Annotated in this window: 18 protein-coding genes; 9 read left to right on the forward strand and 9 right to left on the reverse strand. The window is 65.5% G+C overall.

The window, feature by feature from the left end:
- Positions 1-29: 29 nt before the first annotated feature.
- The 3 genes from preA to hydA form a co-directional block, all read right to left on the reverse strand.
- Positions 30-1,304: an NAD-dependent dihydropyrimidine dehydrogenase subunit PreA gene (gene preA / locus PH586_RS14350; protein ID WP_271348442.1), complete on the reverse strand. Its 1,275-nt coding sequence runs from the start codon at positions 1,302-1,304 to the stop codon at positions 30-32.
- On the reverse strand, positions 1,305-2,672 hold the full coding sequence (locus tag PH586_RS14355; RefSeq protein WP_271348443.1) for an NAD(P)-dependent oxidoreductase: 1,368 nt from the start codon (positions 2,670-2,672) through the stop codon (positions 1,305-1,307).
- Positions 2,673-2,770: 98 nt separating this feature from the next.
- On the reverse strand, positions 2,771-4,210 hold the full coding sequence (gene hydA / locus PH586_RS14360) for a dihydropyrimidinase (protein WP_271348444.1): 1,440 nt from the start codon (positions 4,208-4,210) through the stop codon (positions 2,771-2,773).
- A 588-nt stretch (positions 4,211-4,798) separates the two neighbouring features.
- On the opposite strand from hydA, the gene PH586_RS14365 reads away from it, so the two are divergent.
- Together PH586_RS14365 and PH586_RS14370 are read left to right on the forward strand one after the other, a co-directional pair.
- Positions 4,799-6,289 (forward strand): NCS1 family nucleobase:cation symporter-1, encoded by a 1,491-nt coding sequence (locus PH586_RS14365; RefSeq protein WP_271348445.1) that lies wholly within the window; start codon positions 4,799-4,801, stop codon positions 6,287-6,289.
- A gap of 61 nt (positions 6,290-6,350) precedes the next feature.
- Entirely contained in the window at positions 6,351-7,634 is a 1,284-nt protein-coding gene (locus tag PH586_RS14370) for a Zn-dependent hydrolase (RefSeq protein ID WP_271348446.1), read from the forward strand.
- 12 nt (positions 7,635-7,646) lie between these two features.
- Here the strand turns inward: PH586_RS14370 and PH586_RS14375 are convergent, their stop codons facing one another.
- Entirely contained in the window at positions 7,647-7,868 is a 222-nt protein-coding gene (locus PH586_RS14375; RefSeq protein ID WP_271348447.1) for a hypothetical protein, read from the reverse strand.
- Positions 7,869-8,074: 206 nt separating this feature from the next.
- Here PH586_RS14375 and PH586_RS14380 point away from each other — a divergent pair, with 206 nt between their 5' ends.
- Positions 8,075-8,524 carry a c-type cytochrome gene (locus PH586_RS14380; RefSeq protein ID WP_271348448.1) on the forward strand — a complete coding sequence of 150 codons (450 nt, stop codon included), beginning with the start codon at positions 8,075-8,077 and terminating at the stop codon, positions 8,522-8,524.
- A gap of 70 nt (positions 8,525-8,594) precedes the next feature.
- On the opposite strand, the gene ligB is transcribed toward PH586_RS14380, so the two are convergent.
- The 4 genes from ligB to PH586_RS14400 all read right to left on the reverse strand — a co-directional run bounded on the left by ligB (position 8,595) and on the right by PH586_RS14400 (position 13,336).
- Entirely contained in the window at positions 8,595-10,268 is a 1,674-nt protein-coding gene (gene ligB, locus PH586_RS14385; protein WP_271348449.1) for an NAD-dependent DNA ligase LigB, read from the reverse strand.
- Positions 10,269-10,317: 49 nt separating this feature from the next.
- A complete protein-coding gene (locus PH586_RS14390) occupies positions 10,318-10,890 on the reverse strand; it encodes a YbhB/YbcL family Raf kinase inhibitor-like protein (RefSeq protein ID WP_408636937.1) in 573 nt (190 codons plus the stop codon).
- 222 nt (positions 10,891-11,112) lie between these two features.
- The gene (gene metK, locus PH586_RS14395; protein WP_271348451.1) at positions 11,113-12,303 is read right to left on the reverse strand and encodes a methionine adenosyltransferase; all 1,191 of its coding nucleotides are present in this window, start codon (positions 12,301-12,303) and stop codon (positions 11,113-11,115) included.
- Positions 12,304-12,322: 19 nt separating this feature from the next.
- A complete protein-coding gene (locus PH586_RS14400; protein WP_271348452.1) occupies positions 12,323-13,336 on the reverse strand; it encodes an ArsR/SmtB family transcription factor in 1,014 nt (337 codons plus the stop codon).
- A 193-nt stretch (positions 13,337-13,529) separates the two neighbouring features.
- Between PH586_RS14400 and tkt the strand changes: the two genes are divergently transcribed.
- The 5 genes from tkt (at position 13,530) to PH586_RS14425 (ending at position 19,917) form a co-directional block, all read left to right on the forward strand.
- Positions 13,530-15,527: a transketolase gene (gene tkt, locus PH586_RS14405; RefSeq protein WP_271348453.1), complete on the forward strand. Its 1,998-nt coding sequence runs from the start codon at positions 13,530-13,532 to the stop codon at positions 15,525-15,527.
- A gap of 114 nt (positions 15,528-15,641) precedes the next feature.
- Positions 15,642-16,709, forward strand: a complete 1,068-nt coding sequence (gene epd / locus PH586_RS14410; protein WP_271348454.1) for an erythrose-4-phosphate dehydrogenase — start codon at positions 15,642-15,644, stop codon at positions 16,707-16,709.
- A 4-nt stretch (positions 16,710-16,713) separates the two neighbouring features.
- Positions 16,714-17,877 (forward strand): phosphoglycerate kinase, encoded by a 1,164-nt coding sequence (locus PH586_RS14415; protein WP_271348455.1) that lies wholly within the window; start codon positions 16,714-16,716, stop codon positions 17,875-17,877.
- Positions 17,878-18,174: 297 nt separating this feature from the next.
- Positions 18,175-19,239 carry a class II fructose-bisphosphate aldolase gene (gene fba / locus PH586_RS14420; protein ID WP_271348456.1) on the forward strand — a complete coding sequence of 355 codons (1,065 nt, stop codon included), beginning with the start codon at positions 18,175-18,177 and terminating at the stop codon, positions 19,237-19,239.
- Between the two features lie 171 nt (positions 19,240-19,410).
- On the forward strand, positions 19,411-19,917 hold the full coding sequence (locus PH586_RS14425; protein ID WP_271348457.1) for a M48 metallopeptidase family protein: 507 nt from the start codon (positions 19,411-19,413) through the stop codon (positions 19,915-19,917).
- Between the two features lie 39 nt (positions 19,918-19,956).
- On the opposite strand, the gene PH586_RS14430 is transcribed toward PH586_RS14425, so the two are convergent.
- Complete coding sequence (locus PH586_RS14430) at positions 19,957-20,190, reverse strand: DUF2789 domain-containing protein (protein ID WP_271348458.1); 234 nt, start codon at positions 20,188-20,190, stop codon at positions 19,957-19,959.
- Between the two features lie 127 nt (positions 20,191-20,317).
- Between PH586_RS14430 and PH586_RS14435 the strand changes: the two genes are divergently transcribed.
- Positions 20,318-21,082 carry a substrate-binding periplasmic protein gene (locus PH586_RS14435; RefSeq protein ID WP_271348459.1) on the forward strand — a complete coding sequence of 255 codons (765 nt, stop codon included), beginning with the start codon at positions 20,318-20,320 and terminating at the stop codon, positions 21,080-21,082.
- Positions 21,083-21,121 lie beyond the last annotated feature (39 nt).

Genomic DNA, 21,121 nt, shown 5'->3' on the forward strand with positions numbered 1-21,121 from the left:
GGCTGAAATCCTCGCCTTCCGCACGACCCCTATGAGGCTTCGCGATACGGATTGCGTGGATCGTGCAGCCAGTCGAGGAACGGCTTGCCGGTGTCCTGCGCGACCATCTCGATGCAGCTCTCGACCGGGCAGGTGATCTGGCACAGGTTGCAGCCCACGCATTCCTCGTCGATGACCTCGTATTTGTGGGTGCCGTCGGCCTGGGTCAGGCTGGCGATGGCCTGGTGCGCGGTGTCTTCGCAGGCGATGTGGCAGCGGCCGCAGCCGATGCAGGCGTCCTGGTCGATCTTGGCGATCACCTGGTAGTTGATGTCCAGGTATTTCCAGTCGGTGGTGTTGCCCACCGCGCGGCCGGAAAAGTCCTTGAGGCTGGCATAGCCCTGGCTGTCCATCCAGCGCGACAGGCCGTCTTTCATCTCCTCGACGATGCGAAAGCCGTGCAGCATGGCGGCGGTGCACACCTGCACCGCGCCGCAGCCGAGCGCCACGAACTCGGCCGCATCGCGCCAGCTGCCGATGCCGCCGATGCCGCAGATCGGCAGGCCGCGGGTCTCGGGGTCGCGGGCGATCTCGGCGACCATGTTCAACGCGATCGGCTTGACCGCCGAGCCGCAGTAGCCGCCGTGGGTGCTCTGGCTGCCGACGATGGGGTTGGCGACCATGCGCTCCAGGTTGACGCTGGTGATCGAGTTGATGGTGTTGATCAGCGACACCGCATCGGCGCCGCCGCGGTAGGCGGCGCGGGCGGACAGGCGCACGTCGGTGATGTTCGGCGTGAGCTTGACGATCACCGGCAGCGAGCTGTAGGTCTTGCACCAGCGGGTGACCATCTCCACGTATTCCGGCACCTGGCCGACTGCCGCGCCCATGCCGCGCTCGGGCATGCCGTGGGGGCAGCCGAAGTTCAGCTCGATGCCGTCGCAGCCGGTGGCCTCCACCAGCGGCAGGATGGTTTTCCAGGATTCCTCGACGCAGGGCACCATCAGCGAGACGATCATTGCGCGGTCCGGCCAGTCCTTCTTCACCTGGGTGATTTCGCGCAGGTTGATTTCCAGCGAGCGGTCGGTGATCAGCTCGATATTGTTGAAGCCCTGCACCTGGCGGTTTGGCCCGAAGTGCGCCGAGTAGCGCGACGACACGTTGACCGCTGCCGGGTCTTCGCCGAGGGTCTTCCAGACCACCCCGCCCCAGCCGGCCTCGAAGGCGCGGACCACGTTGTAGGCCTTGTCGGTCGGCGGCGCGCTGGCCAGCCAGAACGGGTTGGGAGCCTTGATACCGGCGAATTCGATCGATAGATCAGCCATTTATGCGGCCTCCACGGTGAGCATGAGGTGGGCGTGGATGGCCTCGGCGGCCAGCTTGCCGTGTTGCACTGCCTGGACGGTGAGGTCCTGGCCCAGCGCCGTGCAGTCGCCGCCGGCATAGATGCCGGGAAGGCTGGTGCGCAGTTGAGCATCGACCCAGATGCGCTCGCCCTCGCGCTGCAGTTCGCGGGCCAGCGGATCGACCAGGGCCGCGCCGTCGAAGGCCTGGCCGATGGCGGTGAAGATGGCGTCGGCGGCCAGTTCGAAGGTTTCGCCGGTGGCCTGCAGGCGGCCGTTGTCCAGGCGGGTGCGGGCGAAGCGCATGCCGCGCACCTGACCCTGATCGTCGAGCAGCACCTGCTCGGGTTGGGCCCAGGTCAGCAGGCGTACCTGGTTGTCCTTGGCAATGGCCTGCTCATGCTCGGTGGCGCCCATCTCGCTGAGGCCACGGCGATACACCAGGTTGACGTCGTCGGCGCCAAGCTTGCTCATCTGCACCGCCATGTCGATGGCGGTGTTGCCGGCGCCGAGTACGATGCAGCGCCTGGCCAGCGGCAACTGGCTGAGGTCGTCGGTCTGGCGCAGTTCACGGATGTAGTCGGTGGCGGCCAGCAGGCCCGGCGCGGCGTCGTCGGCCAGGCCGAGGCGCTTGCTGGCCGCCAGGCCGATGCCGAGGAACACCGAATCGAACTGCTGGTGCAGCTCGGACAGGCTGAGGTCGTCGCCCAGTTTGTGACCGTGGCGGATCTCGATGCCGCCGATCTGCAGGAGGAACGCCAGTTCGCGCTGGGCGAAGTCGTCCACCAGCTTGTACTTGGCGATGCCGTATTCGTTGAGGCCGCCGGCTTTCTCGCGGGCCTCGAAGATCACCACCTCGTGGCCGTGCATGGCCAGGCGATGGGCGCAGGACAGTCCCGCCGGGCCGGCACCGACCACGGCGATGCGCTTGCCGCTGGCCGCGGCGCGCTGGAACGGGTGTTCGCTGAACTGTGCGTTGTCGATGGCATGGCGTTGCAGCAGGCCGATCAGGACCGGCGCGCATTCCTGGGCATTATTGCGCACGCAGGCCTGCTGGCAGAGGATTTCGGTGGGGCAGACGCGGGCGCAACTGCCGCCGAGGATATTCGCCGAGAGAATGGTCTGTGCCGCGCCCTGGACGTTTTCATGGCTGATGTTGCGGATGAACGAGGGGATGTCGATCTCGCTCGGGCAGGCGTTGATGCAGGGTGCATCGTAGCAATACAGGCAGCGCGCGCTTTCCAGCGCGGCCTGGCGGGCGGTGAGCGGCGGGGCCAGATCGGCGAAGCGATCGGCCAGTTCGGCCGCGCCGGCATCCGGTCGCGGCAGGTGGCTGAGGGTGTCTATCACGGTTGTTGTCTCCCGGTTTTGTGGCTCTTATTGGGCAGTGAACAGCGGATAAGCGGCCGGCCGGCCTCTGTGGGCCGGATCTGGCAAAGGGGTGTGGGTTAGCGGTCTACCGGCGTCGGCCGGTTCATCTCGGCGCGCTTGCTCAGCAGGTCGAACACCGCCGGGTAGGCTGGGCGCTCGATGTAGCGGCCGGCACCGCGCTCGGCGCGCAGGTCGCCGTCGGCCCAGACCAGCTTGCCCTGGCTGATGGTGTGGCTGGGCACGCCGCGCACGGTCTTGCCTTCGAAGATGTTGAAGTCGACCTGCTGGTGGTGGGTCTTGGCCGAGATGGTCCGGGTGCCTTGCGGGTCCCAGAGCACCAGGTCGGCATCGGCGCCGACGCGCAGCGCGCCCTTGCGCGGGAACAGGTTGAAGATCTTCGCGGTGTTGGTGCTGGTCAGGGCGACGAAGTCATTCATCGACAGGCGGCCGCTGTTGACCCCTTCGTCCCAGAGCACGGCCATGCGGTCTTCGATGCCGGCGGTGCCGTTGGGGATCTTGCTGAAGTCGTCGCGGCCGGCGGCTTTCTGATCGGCGCAGAAGCAGCAGTGGTCGGTGGCGGTGGTGTGCAGGTTGCCCGACTGCAGGCCGCGCCAGAGCGCGTCCTGATGGCCGCGCGGGCGGAACGGCGGGCTCATCACGTAGCCGGCGGCGGTCTGCCAGTCCGGGTGGCGGTAGACGCTGTCGTCGAGCAGCAGGTGGCCGGCCAGTACTTCGCCGTACACCGGCTGGCCCTTGGCCCGGGCGTAGGTGATCTCGTCCAGGGCTTCCTGGGTCGAGACGTGCACCAGGTACAGCGGCGTGCCCAGGGTTTCGGCGATGCGAATCGCGCGGCTGGCGGCCTCGCCCTCGACCTGGGAGGGGCGCGACAGCGGATGCGCCTCGGGGCCGGTCAGGCCCTGGGCCAGCAGTTTCTGTTGCAGGTGATAGACCAGCTCGCCGTTTTCCGCGTGCACGGTGGGCACCGCGCCCAGCTGCAGGCAGCGTTCGAAGCTGGCCACCAGGGTGTCGTCGGCGGCCATGATGGCGTTCTTGTAGGCCATGAAGTGCTTGAAGCTGTTGACCCCGAATTTTTCCACCAGCTCGCCCATTTCGGCGGCGACCTGCTCGCTCCACCAGGTGATGGCGACGTGGAAGCCATAGTCGGCGGCGGACTTCTCCGCCCAGCCGCGCCAGGTGTGGAAGGCTTCGAGCAGCGACTGCTGCGGGTTGGGGATGACGAAGTCGATGATCGAGGTGGTGCCGCCGGCCAGGCCCGCGGCGGTGCCGCTGAAGAAGTCTTCGCTGGCCACCGTGCCCATGAAGGGCAATTGCATGTGGGTGTGCGGGTCGATGCCGCCGGGCATCAGGTACTGGCCGCTGCCGTCGAGCACCTGACAGCCCGCGGGGGCGTCGAGGTTATCGCCGATGGCCTGGATCAGACCGCCTACGCAGAGCAGGTCGGCGCGATAGCTTTCCTCATGGGTAACCAGGGTGGCACCACGGATCAACAGCGACATAGCGAGTTCCTCTCAGGCTGACCGGTGTGTGCCGGTTCTTGGTGTTATGGCGGGTCAGTCTGGCGGATGCATAAATCCTGTCAGATGTGACAGGAATGAATCTAGTCCTAGCCTGACGATTGAGCAAGATTATTTTTACAGCTAATTTTTAGGTTATTAAGCCTATGAAAAATATCGGTTAAATATTGAATCAAGCAAAATTCTGAGGGGTTTAGCATTTTGACGAGCTTGACAAGATTCAGAATTGGCCGAGATTTGCAGTGGAAATTCAAGCGTTCGAGTCGCGGCCGTGACTGGCACGCGACGGTGCGCAAATGGTTGCCTGCACCAGTTTGAATCCTGACTATGTGGACAGGCATGCCGGGACGGCTGCCGATGAACGGACGATAGCCCCGCAAGGAGCGCGAGCGGTTTTGTAAAGTTGTTACAGATCAAATGGTTAGCTTGTTTCAGTAGGGCTGGTGAAGGTTTCGGCACGTTTATTGAGTGTTGCCGCTACCGAGTCGGCCGGCGCTGGGACACAAAAATACTCCGGCCATCGGCTCATCCCGATGAGCGAACAATCAGAACAATTCCTGGAGAGGCTCCATGCAACAGAGCAGATCGCAAGTGATCGAACGCGATGGTTTGTACGAACTGGCTGCTGGCCCCGACGTACTCGACAGTCCGCGCTATAACCACGACATCGCCCCGACCCAGGTGCATGAGCGCACCTGGAACAAGTGGCACATCACCGCACTCTGGGTCGGCATGTCGATTTGCGTACCGACCTACACCCTCGGCGGGGTGCTGACCGCCTACTTCGGCCTGTCGGTCGGCGAGGCGCTGCTGGCGATCCTGCTGGCCAATATCGTGGTGCTGGTGCCGCTGACCCTGAATGCCTTCCCCGGCACCAAGTACGGCATTCCCTTTCCGGTGCTGCTGCGTTCCTCCTTCGGCGTGATCGGCTCCAACGTGCCCTGTCTGATCCGCGCGGTGGTGGCCTGTGGCTGGTTCGGCATCCAGACCATGTTCGGCGGCCTGGCCATCCACCTGTTTCTCGGTTCGATCTTCGAGGGCTGGAAGGAGCTTGGCGGCACCGGCGAGGTGATCGGCTTCATGATCTTCTGGACCCTCAACCTGTGGGTGGTGCTGCGTGGCGCCGAGTCGATCAAGTGGCTGGAAACCCTCTCGGCGCCGCTGCTGGTGCTGGTTGGCGCCGGCCTGTTGGTCTGGGCGATGCCCAATGTGTCGATGAGCGAACTGCTGGCGCAGCCGCCCACTCGCCCCGAAGGCGCCAGCGTGACGGGCTACTTTCTCGCCGGCTTGACCGCCATGGTCGGCTTCTGGGCCACCCTGTCGCTGAACATTCCGGACTTCAGTCGATATGCCAAGAGCCAGAAGGATCAGATCCTCGGGCAGATCATCGGTCTGCCGTTGACCATGTTCCTGTTCGCCTCCCTAGGCGTGGTGCTGACCGCCGCTTCCGCCTCGCTGGTCGGTGAAACCGTGTCCGACCCGGTCAGCCTGATCGGCCACATCCAGAGCCCCGGCTGGGTCGCCCTGGCCATGGCGCTGATCATAGTCGCGACCCTGTCGACCAACACCGCGGCGAACATCGTCTCGCCAACCAACGACTTCCAGAACATCGCGCCCAAGCTGATCAACCGGACCAAGGCGGTATGGCTTACCGGCTTTGTCGGTCTTGCCCTGATGGCCCACGAACTGCTGAAGAAACTCGGCCTGCTGGTCTCGGACCTGAGCCTGGAAAGCGTCTATTCCAACTGGCTGCTGGGCTATTCGAGCCTGCTCGGGCCGATCGCCGGGATCATGGTGGTGGACTACTTCCTGATCAAGAAACAGCGCCTCGACCTGGCCGGGCTTTACCGCGACGACGTTTACCCGGCGTGGAACTGGATCGGCTTTGTCGCCTTCGGCGTGCCGGTGGCGCTGACCCTGCTGTCGCTGGGCAGCAATGCCTTCAGCTGGTTCTATGACTACGGCTGGTTCACCGGTTCCTTCCTCGGCGGCCTGCTCTATTTCGGCTTGTGCCGGCTGCGTAGCAGCAGCCCGGTTGCGCTCGCCAAACCCACGCTCTAACGGCGCCGGCGCCGGCAATCAGGCGGCGCCTTGCCCTGCATCCTTGCCTGAGGAAATCAGCATGAACAGCACCCAATCCGTCCTCCAGTCCAGTCAGCCACATATCAACGGTGAACGCCTGTGGCAGTCGCTCATGGAGCTGGCCCAACTCGGTGCCACGGCCAAGGGCGGGGTTTGCCGCCTGGCCCTGACCGATCTCGACCGCCAGGCCCGTGACCTCTTCGTGCGCTGGTGCGAAGAGGCCGGCTGCAGCGTGACGGTCGATGCGGTGGGCAATATCTTCGCTCGCCGCCCCGGGCGTAATCCCGAACTGCCACCGGTAATGACCGGCAGCCACATCGACACCCAGCCCACCGGCGGCAAGTTCGACGGCTGCTTCGGCGTGCTGGCCGGGGTCGAGGTGCTGCGCACCCTCAATGACCTGGGCCTGGAGACCGAGGCGCCGCTGGAAGTGGTGGTCTGGACCAACGAGGAAGGCTCGCGCTTCGCTCCCTGCATGATGGGTTCTGGGGTGTTCGCCGAGAAGTTCACCCTGGCCGAAACCCTGGCCAAGCGCGACGCCGAGGGCGTCACGGTGGGCGAGGCGTTGAATGCCATCGGCTATGCCGGCAGCCGTGCGGTGAGCGGGCATGCGGTGGGCGCCTACTTCGAGGCGCATATCGAGCAGGGACCGATCCTCGAGGATCAGGGCAAGACCATCGGCGTGGTGCTCGGCGCCCTGGGGCAGAAGTGGTTCGACTTGAGCCTCAAGGGCGTCGAGGCGCATGCCGGGCCGACCCCGATGCACCTGCGCAAGGACGCCCTGGTCGGCGCCGCCGCAGTGGTGGCGGCGGTCAACCGGGTGGCCCTGGAGCACCAGCCGCACGCCTGCGGCACCGTCGGTTGTCTGCAGGCCTATCCCGGCTCGCGCAACGTGATCCCCGGCGAGGTGCGCATGACCCTGGATTTCCGCCACCTCGAGCCGGCGCGCCTGGATTCGATGATCCAGGAGGTGCGCGGCGTGATCGAGGCGACCTGTGCCCAGCACGGCTTGAGTTTCGAGCTGACCCCCACCGCCGACTTCCCGCCGCTGTATTTCGAACCGGGTTGTGTCGAGGCGGTACGCGGCGCGGCCCAGGGCCTGGGGCTGTCGCATATGGACATCGTCAGCGGCGCCGGGCATGACGCGATCTTCCTCGCCGAACTGGGTCCGGCCGGGATGATCTTCGTGCCCTGCGAGGGCGGCATCAGCCATAACGAGATCGAGAATGCCGCGCCGGCCGATCTGGCCGCAGGTTGCGCGGTGCTGCTGCGGGCGATGCTGGCCGCGTCGGCGGCCATCGGCAGCGGCAAACTGGCGGCCTGATGGGCCGATTCGCTATCGACTGGCGGCGCTAGGGTCAGGGACGACCGCCGCTAGGTTGTCCATGATCCGCGCGCCTGGCTCGCCAGTCGTGAAGGCCTCGGCCGGCGCGCCCACAAAGCCCAGCTCAACAGCCTCGTGCTCATCGCCGCGTTCGCCGCGGCGCTGCTCATCGCCCACTTGACCGGCGGCGGCCGAGCCGGGCTTGCTCGATCCGTTGGCCAGCACCTTCGACATCAATCGCGAGCTGTACTGGCTCTGCTACCTGGCCGATTGGCGGCTGTGCGCTCGGGGGGCTCGGCATGGGGCTGATCGTCAGCCTGTTCGTGGTCTCGGCGTGAGCCGTTGATCGCTGCGGCAACACGCCACGCTTGGCCGGCGGGCAATGGATGGCGATACTGTCGGCCGTTCCTTTAGCCCAAGCTGTCTGTCGTGAAGGTGTTATGAAGCTGAAAAGCCTGTTCCTCGTTGTGCTTGCCCTGAGCCTGACTGCTTGCGGGGGTGTCGATCCGAATTCACCGCAGGGCCAGCGCCAGGCCATCTTCAAGCAGATGCTCAAGGTCAGTGAAGACCTCGGTGGCATGCTGCGCGGGCGCATCGCCTTCAAGGAGCAGGATTTCGTCAGCGGTGCGGTCGAACTCGATCGGCTGGTCCGCACGCCCTGGCAGCACTTTCCCCAGGTCAAGGAAGAGGGCGGTGAGACTCGCGCCAAGGATGAAGTCTGGCAGCGCCAGGAGCGTTTCCAGCAACTGGCTCGCGAGTTGGAAGCAAACACCGCCGCGCTGGTTGCCGCGACCGCTGTCCTGCCGTTGAAAAGTGCCGAACTGGGCGCGCCCGTGCAGCGCGTCGAGGACAGTTGCAAGGCCTGCCACGAGGAGTTTCGCGCGTTCTAGCCGGTGGTCTTGCGGCATAACGCCCGATCAGGTCGCGGCATTTACGAGGCGTGCAGGTCAGCGCGTCCGCTTAAAACCCCTCGACCCGCGCGGCGCGCAGTTGTTCGCGCAATGTGCGCACTTCAGGATGTTGAAAGAAGGCTTGCAGCTGCGCCGCGCGGGTCGGGCCGATGCCCGGCTGGCGCTGCCACTGTGCCTGGCTGCGTCGCGCCAGCTCATCCCAGTTGTCCGCCAGCGGCGCCGCGCCGCTGGGCGGCATGCCGAGCGCGTGCAGCCAGTCGACGAAGGGTCGTTGCCGGGCCAGGCTAAATCGCTGTTCGAGCCTGCGGGCGCTGCGCGGGCCCAGACCGGGAATCTCGGCCAATTGCACGGCGGAAAGGGTCAGCCAGTCGAGCAGGCCGTCTAGCTGCTGCGCCTGCAGCAATTTGTCCCAGGTGCCGGGGCCGACCCCGGGCAGCGCCAACCCCTGGTTGCCACTGAGCCAGGCCAGGCGTGCGCGAAATTGGCTGGTGCAGGCCGGCGTCGCCCGCCAGCAGCTCAGCGGATGGTAGTCGTCGGGTTGCGGTGCCTTGACCACGGGGCGTTGCTGGCTGCGCCAGACCACACCGTCCAGTTTGGGAATGGTCAGCCCGGCCAGCTCGATGGCGACCTGGTCGCCTGGGCCTATGTCCAGGCTGCGCCAGCGTTGCAGCGAACCGAGGCTGACATATTCGATGCTGCGCGCGTCCAGCTTGATCGGCTGCAAGCGCAGCACCGGGGTGATGCGCCCGCTGCGGCCAATGCGGAAATCCACCGCCTGCACCACCGCGAGCGCCTGGCTCAGCGGGTATTTCCAGGCGACCGCCCAGTGCGGGGGCTTGGCTTGCCAGCGCGGCGCCGGCGGTCGCGTACCCTGGCGCAGCACCACGCCGTCGCTGGCGAAGGGCAGCGCGCTGCGGTACCAGTGCTCGCGCCAGTGCCTGGCCTGGTTGAAGTCGCCGATTGGCTGGCTCAGGCGCAGGCTGTCGACAAAGCCCATGGCGGCGAGGCGCCGCAGGCGCTCGCGCATCCCGCTCGGACCGTCCGGCCAGTCCCAGACGAACAAACCGATGGCGGCGGCTTGCTGCTCGTCGAGGCGCTGCCGCGCCAGCAGTCCGGCGATCCGGCCGCGCGCGCCGCGGCCACCGGCCTCGGCTTGCACATGCCGGGGCAGGCGCCAATAGAGTTCGCCCTGCAGGGTCAGGTCAAGGGGCGTCGGCAGGCGTTGCACAATCGCCGGCAGGCGCTGCACCAGGGCCGTCCAGTCCTGGCCGCTGCGGCCATTACCCCGGCTGATGGCCTGTTGCAGATGACCGCCACGGTAGACCAGGGTGACCGCCACGCCATCGACCTTGGGCTGGATCCACAGGTCTTCGCGGCTCGCCATCCAGTCGCGCACCGCCGCGTTATCCGCCAGCTTGCGCAACCCGGTGTGCGCCACCGGGTGGGCAATGCGCCCGGCGCTGCTGGCCAGCGCGTCGGGCGGCGCGGCGCCGGCCTCGGCAAAGCAGTCGTGCCACTGTTCCAGCCGGGCGCGCGCCTGATCGTAGAGTTCGTCGGCTACCAGGGACACGCCCTGACGGTGGTAGGCGTCGTCCCATTGGGCGAGCTGCCTGTCGAGTGCGGAGATTTCCCTCGTGGCGCGCTGGGCGGGCCAGTCGGGGCAGACTGCAGCCAGGCAGTCGAGGGCCAGGGGCAAGAGGCAGAGGGCTAGCCAGGGCTTCATCATGAGCGTCCTTGCTCGGAACCAGAGCCTGTAGCCTAGTCGATTGTGCTCAGTTGGTTGCGGGACGAGCGTAGGTGGCGGTCAGCGAGGCCTTGCCCAGGCTGTTGGCGTTGAGCATGTAGCCGACCAGTGCGGGCATGGCGCTGGCGTCCAGGTCCAGCTTGGCAACTTTCAACGCATGCACGGTGAAGATGTAGTGGTGCGGTGGGTCGCCGGCTGGCGGGCAGGCGCCGCCGAAGCCGGGCACGCCATAGTCGGTGACGCTTTGGACACTGCCGGCAGGCAGGCTGGGGCCACCCGGCTGTCCGGCGGCGGCCGGCAGGGCTGTGCTCGAGGCCGGCAGGTTGAACAGCAGCCAGTGCCACCAGCCACTGCCGGTCGGCGCATCGGGATCGTAGACGGTGATGGCGAAACTCTGGGTGCCGGCCGGGGCGTCCTTCCAGCTCAGGGCGGGCGCCCGGTTCTGTCCCTGGCAGCCGAAACCGCTGTATTCCTCGACGCTGCTCAGGGGCTGGCCGTCGTGGATGTCCGGGCTGCTCAGTTCAAATGCCTGGGCCAGGCTGCAGACCAGCAAACTGGCGCAGAACAGGGCGAGAGGGGGCGAGGCGAGGCGCATGGTGATGCTCCAGGTGGTCCAGATGAATCCTGAGTATTGACCAGTTGGCTCAGGCTGGCGCGCCCGCTGCACTCGATTTAGCGCGCGCTGCTCATCTGTCTCAGGCTGCTGGGAACGCCGGCATAAAAATACCCGTATCTGTCGATACGGGTATTTTCTGAATCCGCCGCTCAGCCAGCTGGGTTTACACCCAATTGGCTAAGCGGGGCTGTTGCCTGGTGTCACCCTTTACAGGCCTGCAGCCGCGCGCAGTTCGGCGGCCCTGTCGGTTTTTTCCCAGGTGAAGGAGGTGAAGCTGTCGCCGTCGACGGTCATCTCGACCGGGGTGCGGCCGAAGTGGCCATAGGCCGCGGTCGCCTGGTACATCGGGTGCAGCAGGTCGAGCATGTTGGTGATCGCGTACGGGCGCAGGTCGAAGTGTTCGCGCACCAATTGAATGATCATGTCGTCGCTGATCTTGCCGCTGCCGAAGGTGTTGAGCGAGATCGAGGTCGGTTGGGCCACGCCGATGGCGTAGGACACCTGGATCTCGCAGCGCTCGGCGAGGCCAGCGGCGACGATGTTCTTCGCCACGTAGCGCCCGGCGTAAGCCGCCGAACGGTCGACCTTGGATGGATCCTTGCCGGAGAAGGCGCCGCCGCCGTGACGGGCCATGCCGCCGTAGGTGTCGACGATGATCTTGCGCCCGGTCAGGCCGCAGTCGCCCACCGGGCCACCGATAACGAACTTGCCGGTCGGGTTGATGTGGTACTGGGTGCCCTTGTGCAGCAATTCGGCCGGCAGGGTGTGCTTGACGATCAGTTCCATGACCGCTTCCTGCAGGTCGGCCTGGCTGATTTCCGGGTTGTGCTGGGTCGACAGCACCACCGCGTCGATACCGACCACCTTGCCGTTTTCGTAGCGGCAGGTGACCTGGGATTTGGCGTCCGGACGCAGCCACGGCAGCAGGCCGGATTTGCGCGCTTCGGCCTGGCGCTCGACCAGGCGGTGGCTGAACACGATAGGGGCGGGCATCAGCACGTCGGTTTCGTTGCTGGCGTAGCCGAACATCAGGCCCTGGTCGCCGGCGCCCTGGTCTTCCGGCTTGCTGCGGTCGACACCCTGGTTGATGTCCGGGGACTGCTTGCCAATGATGTTCAGCACGCCGCAGGTGGCGCCGTCGAATCCGACGTCGGAGCTGGTGTAGCCGATGTCGCAGATGACGTCGCGGACGATCTGCTCGAGGTCGACCCAGGCGCTGGTGGTGACTTCGCCGGCGACGATGGCCACACCGGTCTTGACCAGGGTTTCACAGGCCACGCGGGCGTGCTTGTCCTGGGCGATGATGGCGTCGAGCACCGCATCGGAGATCTGGTCGGCGATCTTGTCTGGATGGCCTTCGGAGACGGACTCGGAGGTGAAGAGGGAGTATTCGCTCATCGATCGGTTTTCCTATTGTTTACCGGTGGCTGAGAGCGGCCCGTGGGCCTGTGTGTTCATCTGGCTTGGCGAAGTGCCGCACCTGAATCTGGAAACCATTGCGCAACCCCACGTACAGGCTTTCGCCAGTAGTGAGTCCTGCGGCGACCGCCCAGCGGGCCAGGTCGTCCTGTTCGAAACCCAGCCAGAGATCGCCGCAGGCTTGCCGGGCCCAGCTCTGGTTGTGGCTGCACAGCTCGGTGATCAGCAGGCTGCCGCCGCTGTTCACCTGCCGGGCCAGTCGTTTCAGCGCCTCGGCGGGGGCGGCGAAATGGTGCAGGACCATGTTCAGCACCACGCAGTCGGCGGCCGGGTAGTCATCGTTGAGGGCATCGGCGAGTCGCAGCTCGACGTTGCCCAGACCTTCTTGTTCGCAGCGCGTGCGCGCCAGTTCGAGCATCGCCGGGCTGTTGTCCAGCGCGGTGACCTGGCCGAAGCGGCGCGCCAGCTCGGGCAGGAAGGCGCCGTCGCCGGGGCCGATTTCCAATGCCGTGGCCTGCGCCGCGAAACCCAGGGCGTCGAGCAGCGACAGCAGGCTGTCGCGGTACTGCGGCAAGCCGGCGATCAGGTCCTGCTGGGCCTGGAAACTGGCCGCCGTGCGGGCGAAAAAATCCTGGCTGGCGGCGGCGCGCTGGCCGTGCACCTCGGCGATCCGCGCCTGGATAGCGCTGGGCAGGGCCAGGGCATCGACCTCATCGAGCAGCGCCGCGTGCAGGGTGCCGCCCAGGCGCTCGCCTTGGGCCAGGGCGCGGCGGTAGAAGATTGCGTTGCCTTCGCGCCGCGTGGCCACCAGGCCGGCCTGGGCCAGCACCTTCAAGTGGTGGCTCATGCCGGACTGACCAGTGGCGAAGATCTGCGCCAGTTCCAGCACGCCGAAGGAATCGTTGGCCAGGGCGCGCAGCACGTTGAGGCGCAACGGGTCGCCGCCGGCCTTGCACAGGGCGGCGAGGGCGTCGACGGGATGGAAGGCCAGATGTGAGGCGCGCATATTCATAGGCCGAGCAGTTTAGTCGGTCATTTTTCATCCAGCAATATCAATATCAAAAAGTTTTGATATTGATATTGCTGCTGTGGAAGCCAGAAACATTGGCTCTGCGACTATCTGTCATTGCCCCGGCGGGCTCTGCTGGGCGAAAATGGCCGCCTTTTTCGACCTTCCTGTTGCAAAACCCGTAGGAGATTCAGTGATGCCCAGCCGTCGTGAGCGAGCCAATGCCATTCGTGCCCTGAGCATGGATGCCGTGCAGAAAGCCAACAGCGGCCACCCCGGTGCCCCTATGGGGATGGCGGACATCGCCGAAGTCCTCTGGCGCGATTACCTCAAGCACAACCCGAGCAACCCGGAATTCGCCGACCGCGACCGCTTCGTGCTGTCCAATGGCCATGGCTCGATGCTGGTCTATTCGCTGCTGCACCTGACCGGTTACGACCTGGGCATCGACGACCTCAAGCAGTTCCGCCAGCTGGGCAGCCGCACGCCCGGCCACCCGGAGTATGGCTACACCCCGGGCGTCGAGACCACCACCGGCCCGCTCGGCCAGGGCCTGGCCAATGCCGTGGGTTTCGCCCTCGCCGAGAAGGTGCTGGGCGCCCAGTTCAACCGCGAAGGCCACAACATCGTCGACCACAACACCTACGTGTTCCTCGGCGACGGTTGCATGATGGAAGGCATCAGCCATGAGGTCAGTTCCCTGGCCGGCACCTTGGGCCTGGGCAAGCTGATCGCCTTCTACGACGACAACGGCATTTCCATCGACGGCGAAGTCGAGGGCTGGTTCACCGACGACACGCCGAAGCGCTTCGAGGCCTACGGCTGGCAGGTGATCCGCAATGTCGACGGCCACGACGCCGAAGAAATCAAGATCGCCATCGACACCGCACGCAAGAGCGAGCAACCGACCCTGATCTGCTGCAAGACCACCATCGGCTTCGGTTCGCCGAACAAGCAGGGCAAGGAAGACTGCCACGGCGCACCGCTGGGCGTAGACGAAATCGCCCTGACCCGCGCCGCCCTGGGCTGGAACCACGGTCCCTTCGAGATCCCGGCCGAGATCTACGCCGAGTGGGACGCCAAGGAAGCCGGCGCCGTTGCCGAAGCCGAATGGGATCAGCGCTTTGCCGCCTACGCCGCCGCCCACCCGGAACTGGCCGCCGAGTTCAAGCGCCGCATCAGTGGCGAGCTGCCGGCCGATTTCGCCGAAAAGGCCAGCGCCTATATTCAGGAAGTCGCCGAAAAGGGCGAAACCATCGCCAGCCGCAAGGCCAGCCAGAACACGCTGAACGCCTTCGGTCCGCTGCTGCCGGAGTTTCTCGGTGGCTCGGCCGACCTGGCCGGCTCCAACCTGACCCTGTGGAAGGGCTGCAAGGGCGTCTCGGCTGCAGACGCCGCCGGCAACTACATGTACTACGGCGTGCGCGAGTTCGGCATGAGCGCGATCATGAACGGCGTCGCCCTGCATGGCGGCCTCGTGCCCTACGGCGCGACCTTCCTGATCTTCATGGAATACGCGCGCAATGCCGTGCGCATGTCGGCGCTGATGAAAAAGCGCGTGCTCTACGTGTTCACCCACGACTCCATCGGTCTCGGCGAAGACGGCCCGACCCACCAGCCGATCGAGCAGTTGGCCAGCCTGCGCAGCACGCCCAACCTCGACACCTGGCGTCCCTGCGATGCGGTGGAATCGGCGGTGGCCTGGAAGTGCGCGATCGAGCGCAACGATGGCCCCAGCGCGCTGATCTTCAGCCGGCAGAACCTGCCACACCAGGGCCGCGATGCCCAGCAATTGGCCGACATTGCCCGCGGTGGCTACGTGCTGAAAGACTGCGCCGGCGAGCCGGAGCTGATCCTGATCGCCACCGGTTCGGAAATCGGCCTGGCGGTCGCCGCCTACGAGCAGCTCAGCGCCCAGGGTCGCCAGGTGCGCGTGGTGTCCATGCCGTCGACCAGCGTGTTCGATGCCCAGGATGCCGGCTACAAGCAGGCGGTATTGCCGCTGCAAGTGGGCGCGCGGATTGCCATCGAGGCGTCCCACGCCGACTACTGGTACAAGTATGTCGGCCTGGAAGGTCGCGTCATCGGCATGACCACCTTCGGTGAGTCGGCCCCCGCGCCGGCACTGTTCGAGCACTTCGGCTTCACCGTCGAGAACCTGCTGGAAACCGCCGCCGAACTGCTGGAAGACTGATCCCGTAGGATGGCGTTGAGCGAAGCGATACCCATCAATTAGTTGCGATGGGTATCGCCAAGCTCAGGCTACGCGCCCCGCCTCATCCTACGAGTGTTCCCCACCGAGATCGCCATGTCTAATCGCCCCTACAGAATCGCCCTCAACGGCTACGGCCGCATCGGCCGCTGCGTGCTGCGCGCGCTGCATGAGCGCGGTGCCGGGGCGCGTCTGGAAATAGTCGCGCTGAATGACCTGGCCGACCAGGCCAGCATCGAATACCTGACCCGCTTCGACTCCACCCACGGACGCTTTCCCGGCGAGGTGAAAGTCGACGGCGACTGCCTGCATATCAATGGCGACTGCGTGCGGGTGCTGCGCCAGGCGACGCCGGAAGGCATCGACTGGGCGGCGTTGGGGATCGACCTGTTGCTGGAGTGCTCCGGCGCCTACCACACCCGCGCCGACGCCCAGCGTTTCCTCGCGGCCGGCGCGCCGCGGGTGCTGTTCTCCCAGCCGATGGCCAGCGAAACGGCGGTCGATGCCACCGTGGTCTTCGGGGTCAATCAGCAGTGCCTGACCGGCGAGGAGAGGCTGCTGTCCAACGCCTCCTGCACCACCAATTGCGGGGTGCCGCTGCTCAAGCTGCTCAACGAGGCGGTGGGCCTGGAGTACGTTTCCATCACCACCATCCACTCGGCGATGAACGATCAGCCGGTAATCGACGCCTACCACCACGAAGACCTGCGCCGTACGCGCTCGGCCTTCCAGTCGGTGATTCCGGTGTCCACCGGCCTGGCGCGGGGCATCGAACGCTTGCTGCCGGAGCTCAGCGGGCGGATCCAGGCCAAAGCCATACGCGTACCGACGGTGAACGTGTCCTGCCTGGACATCACCTTGCAGACCGCGCGTGACACCAGCGCCGCGGAAATCAATCGGGTGCTGCGTGAGGCCGCCGAACGTGGCCCGCTGCAGGGCTTGATCGCCTACACCGAGTTGCCCCATGCCAGTTGCGACTTCAACCACGACCCGCACTCGGCCATCGTCGATGGCAGCCAGACCCGGGTTTCCGGGCCGCGCCTGGTCAACCTGCTGGCCTGGTTCGACAACGAGTGGGGTTTTGCCAATCGCATGCTCGACGTGGCCGAACACATTCTCGCCGTGTCTCCTGTATCCATTCAACCAGCCCCCGTGAAGGACTGATTCCATGACCGTTCTGAAGATGACCGACCTCGACCTCCAGGGTCAGCGCGTGTTGATCCGCGAAGACCTCAACGTGCCGGTAAAAGACGGCGCGGTGACGAGCGACGCGCGCATCCTCGCCTCGCTGCCGACCATCAAGCTGGCCCTGGAAAAGGGGGCGGCAGTCATGGTCTGCTCGCACCTGGGCCGTCCCGAAGAGGGCGTGTTCAGCGAGGCCGACAGCCTCAAGCCGGTCGCCGACTACCTGAGCCGCGCGCTCGGCCGTGAAGTGCCGCTGCTGCGCGATTACCTCGGCGGCGTCGCGGTCCAGCCCGGCGAGCTGGTCCTGCTGGAAAACGTGCGCTTCAATCCGGGCGAGAAGAAAAACAGCGACGAACTGGCCCGGCAATATGCCGCCCTGTGCGACGTGTTCGTCATGGACGCCTTCGGCACCGCCCACCGCGCCCAGGGCTCGACCCATGGCGTGGCCAAGTTTGCCAAGGTGGCCTGCGCCGGCCCGTTGCTGGCGGCCGAGCTGGATGCCCTGGGCAAGGCGCTGGGCAATCCGGCCAAGCCGATGGCGGCCATCGTCGCCGGCTCCAAGGTGTCGACCAAGCTCGATGTGCTCAACAGCCTGAGCCAGATCTGCGACCAGCTGATCGTTGGCGGCGGGATTGCCAACACCTTCCTCGCTGCCGCCGGTTTCCCGGTTGGCAAGTCGCTGTATGAGGCCGATCTGCTGGATACCGCCAAAGCCATCGCGGCCAAGGTCAGCGTGCCGCTGCCGGTGGACGTGGTGGTGGCCAAGGAGTTCGCCGAGTCCGCCACCGCCACCGTCAAGCTGGTCGCCGACGTGGCCGCTGACGACATGATCCTCGATATCGGCCCGCAGACCGCGCGGCAATTCGCCGAGCTGCTGAAGTCGTCGAAGACCATTTTGTGGAACGGTCCGGTCGGGGTGTTCGAGTTCGATCAGTTCGGTAACGGCACCAAGGTGCTGGCCGAAGCCATCGCCGCCAGCCCGGCGTTCTCGATTGCCGGTGGTGGCGACACCCTGGCGGCCATCGACAAATACGCCGTCGCGAAGCAGATTTCCTATATCTCCACTGGCGGCGGCGCCTTCCTCGAGTTCGTCGAGGGCAAGGTGCTGCCGGCCGTGGAAGTGCTGGAGCAGCGCGCCAAGGGCTAGCACCTGTTGCTCGGCGAGGCTGAACCAGGCTGCCCGCGGGTTGTCGATTGACATGCGCGCGGCGTGGGCCGGCTATCCTTTACCGCAAGGGCGAAGCAGGGCTGGTCTGCCCGGTCGCTGCCGATGATGTGCGCGGCCACCCTGGCGGCTTGGTTCGGATGCCGTCCGGGCTACGAATTTCATCCCCTGGTGCGCCAGGGGCGGACGAGCTGACCCCTTGTCCCTGAATGCTTGAATAGCGCCTGCCCCTGCGGCAGGCTTGCACGATTAACGAGTCCCACCGGGAGAAAGAACACCATGGCACTTATCAGCATGCGCCAGATGCTCGACCACGCCGCCGAATTCGGCTACGGCGTGCCGGCTTTCAACGTCAACAACCTCGAGCAGATGCGCGCCATCATGGAAGCGGCCGACCAGACCGATTCGCCGGTGATCGTCCAGGCTTCCGCCGGTGCCCGCAAGTACGCCGGCGCGCCCTTCCTGCGTCACCTGATCCTGGCGGCGATCGAAGAATTCCCGCACATCCCGGTGTGCATGCACCAGGACCACGGCACCAGCCCTGACGTCTGCCAGCGCTCGATCCAGCTGGGCTTCAGCTCGGTGATGATGGACGGCTCCCTGATGGAAGACGGCAAGACCCCGGCCGACTACGACTACAACGTCCGCGTGACCCAGCAAACCGTGGCCTTCGCCCACGCCTGCGGCGTGTCGGTGGAAGGTGAGTTGGGCTGCCTGGGCAGCCTGGAAACCGGCATGGCCGGCGAAGAAGACGGCGTCGGCGCCGAAGGCGTGCTCGATCACAGCCAGATGCTCACCGACCCGGAAGAAGCCGCCGACTTCGTCAAGCGCACCCAGGTCGACGCCCTCGCCATCGCCATCGGCACCAGCCACGGCGCCTACAAGTTCACCAAGCCGCCGACCGGTGACATCCTCGCCATCGACCGGATCAAGGAGATCCACAAGCGCATCCCCAATACCCACCTGGTGATGCACGGTTCTTCTTCGGTGCCGCAGGAGTGGTTGGCGATCATCAACCAGTACGGCGGTGACATCAAAGAAACCTACGGCGTGCCGGTCGAAGAAATCGTCGAAGGCATCAAGTACGGCGTACGCAAGGTCAACATCGACACCGACCTGCGCCTGGCGTCCACCGGTGCCATGCGCCGGCTGATGGCGACCAATCCGAGCGAGTTCGATCCGCGCAAGTTCTTCGGTGCCACCGTGACGGCCATGCGCGACATCTGCATCGCCCGCTACGAAGCCTTCGGCACCGCCGGCAACGCCTCGAAGATCAAGCCGATCTCCCTGGAAGCCATGTTCCAGCGTTACGCCAAGGGTGAACTGGCCGCCAAGGTCAACTAAGCTTCGGCTGCAACGAAAAAGCCCGCTAATTAGCGGGCTTTTTGTTGGGCGTGCCCTGTCCGGCGCTTCGGGCATCGCCTGTGCGGCGGCCCGACGGACCGATAGGGTTTGCGCCCATGATTGCGGCATACTGCGCAATCCAGGCCCCACGAGAACCGCTCGGTACCCTCCATGACCCCTCTGAAATTTCTCCAGGGCTACCCGCTGCAGTTGCAAGAGCAGATCCGCCAGCTGATCGCCCAGGAGCGGCTGGGCGACTACCTGGCCCAGCGTTACAACGGCAAGCACGGCGTGCAGAGCGACAAGGCGCTGTATGCCTATACCCAGGCGCTCAAGCAGGAGCACCTGAAGAACGCGCCGGCCATCGACAAGGTGTTGTTCGACAACCGCCTCGACCTCACCCATCGCGCCCTCGGCTTGCACACCGCGATTTCCCGGGTGCAGGGCGGCAAGCTCAAGGCCAAGAAGGAAATCCGCGTCGCCGCCCTGTTCAAGGATGCCGCGCCGGAGTTTCTCCAGATGATCGTGGTACATGAACTGGCCCACCTGAAAGAGGCCGAGCACAACAAGGCGTTCTACAAGCTCTGCGAATACATGCTGCCTGATTATCATCAGGTGGAGTTCGATCTGCGCGTCTATCTGACCTGGCGCGAGCTGCAAGGGCGTAGCCCGGCCTGAACGCACGGGCGGCCGGTCAGCCAGTCGCCGAGTGGCTTCTCAGCCGCGCAGCTGCAGATTAAGCTGGTCGACCACTTCCGCCCAGTCGGCGTCCTCGAGGATTTCCTCGCGCAGAAAGCTGGCCTGGGCGGCGCTCCAGAAGGGCGCATCGGCCAACTTGCAGGTTTCCGGCAGCGGCGAATGGCTGGCGATGAAGCGCTCGATGCTGGCTTGTTCGGCGGGCAAACCGAGCTGTTTGAACAGTGCCGAAAGATCGTGGCTAGGGTTTTCCACGCGGTGCTCCTCTGGTGAGTGGACTCGTCATACAGCCTAGCGTATATCGACACATATTGGCTGCAGGAGGCAGACCGGCAAGGCCTGCTTGGAGTCAGGTTTTTCACCGACTTGAGGTGCACACGGCATGCATTCAGGGATTTTGCGCAGGTTGTGCGCCGGGCTGGCCAGCCTGGCGCTGCTGCTCCCACCGTTGGCACTGGCGCGCGAGTTGCTGGCGGTCGGCAGCGATTTCCCGCGGGTATTCGAGCGCTCGGCCGCGGGCGACTATCAGGGGCTCGGGCCTGACGTCCTGCGCCAGGTACTCGAGCCGCGTGGCTACAGCCTGCGCTTTGCGTCCTACCCCTGGGCTCGCGCGCAACGCATGGTCGAGCTGGGGCAGGCCGATATCCTGATCGGCCCCTATCGCAGTGCGGCGCGCGAGGCGCGTTTCGCGTTTGTCGGGCCGGCCTTCTATCGCGACCGGATTGTCTTGTATTGCCGCCGCACCGGGTCCTGTCAGTGGTCTGGCGATCTACGCCAGCTGGCCGGCCAGCGCGTTGGCGTGGTCCGCGCCTGGGCCTACGGTGCGCGTTTCGATAGCGCGCGTGAGGGGCTCGATCTGGTCACCGTGGAGGGGGTCGGCAACGGCCTGAAGATGCTCAGCCTGGGTCGCCTCGAACTCCTCGCCAGTAATCAGCGCAACACCCTGCCGAAGCTGCAGGCGCTGGGTTTGACTGATGAAATCAGCCAGCTCGAGCCCCCTGTCGATACCCTCGACGGTTACTTCGCCTTCCCTCTGGGCAGCAGCCATGCACGCCTGCGCGAGGATTTCGACGAGGGCTTGCGGCAGCTGCTCGAGCGTGGACAACTGGCGCGGCTGGCGGACCAGTGGCAGGTGGACATTCCTTGATCAAGGCCAGGTGCCAGCCAGGTTCTGCGGCTCGAGGTG

This window comes from Pseudomonas aestuarii (genome assembly GCF_027988105.1).
GTDB classification, from domain to species: domain Bacteria; phylum Pseudomonadota; class Gammaproteobacteria; order Pseudomonadales; family Pseudomonadaceae; genus Aquipseudomonas; species Aquipseudomonas aestuarii.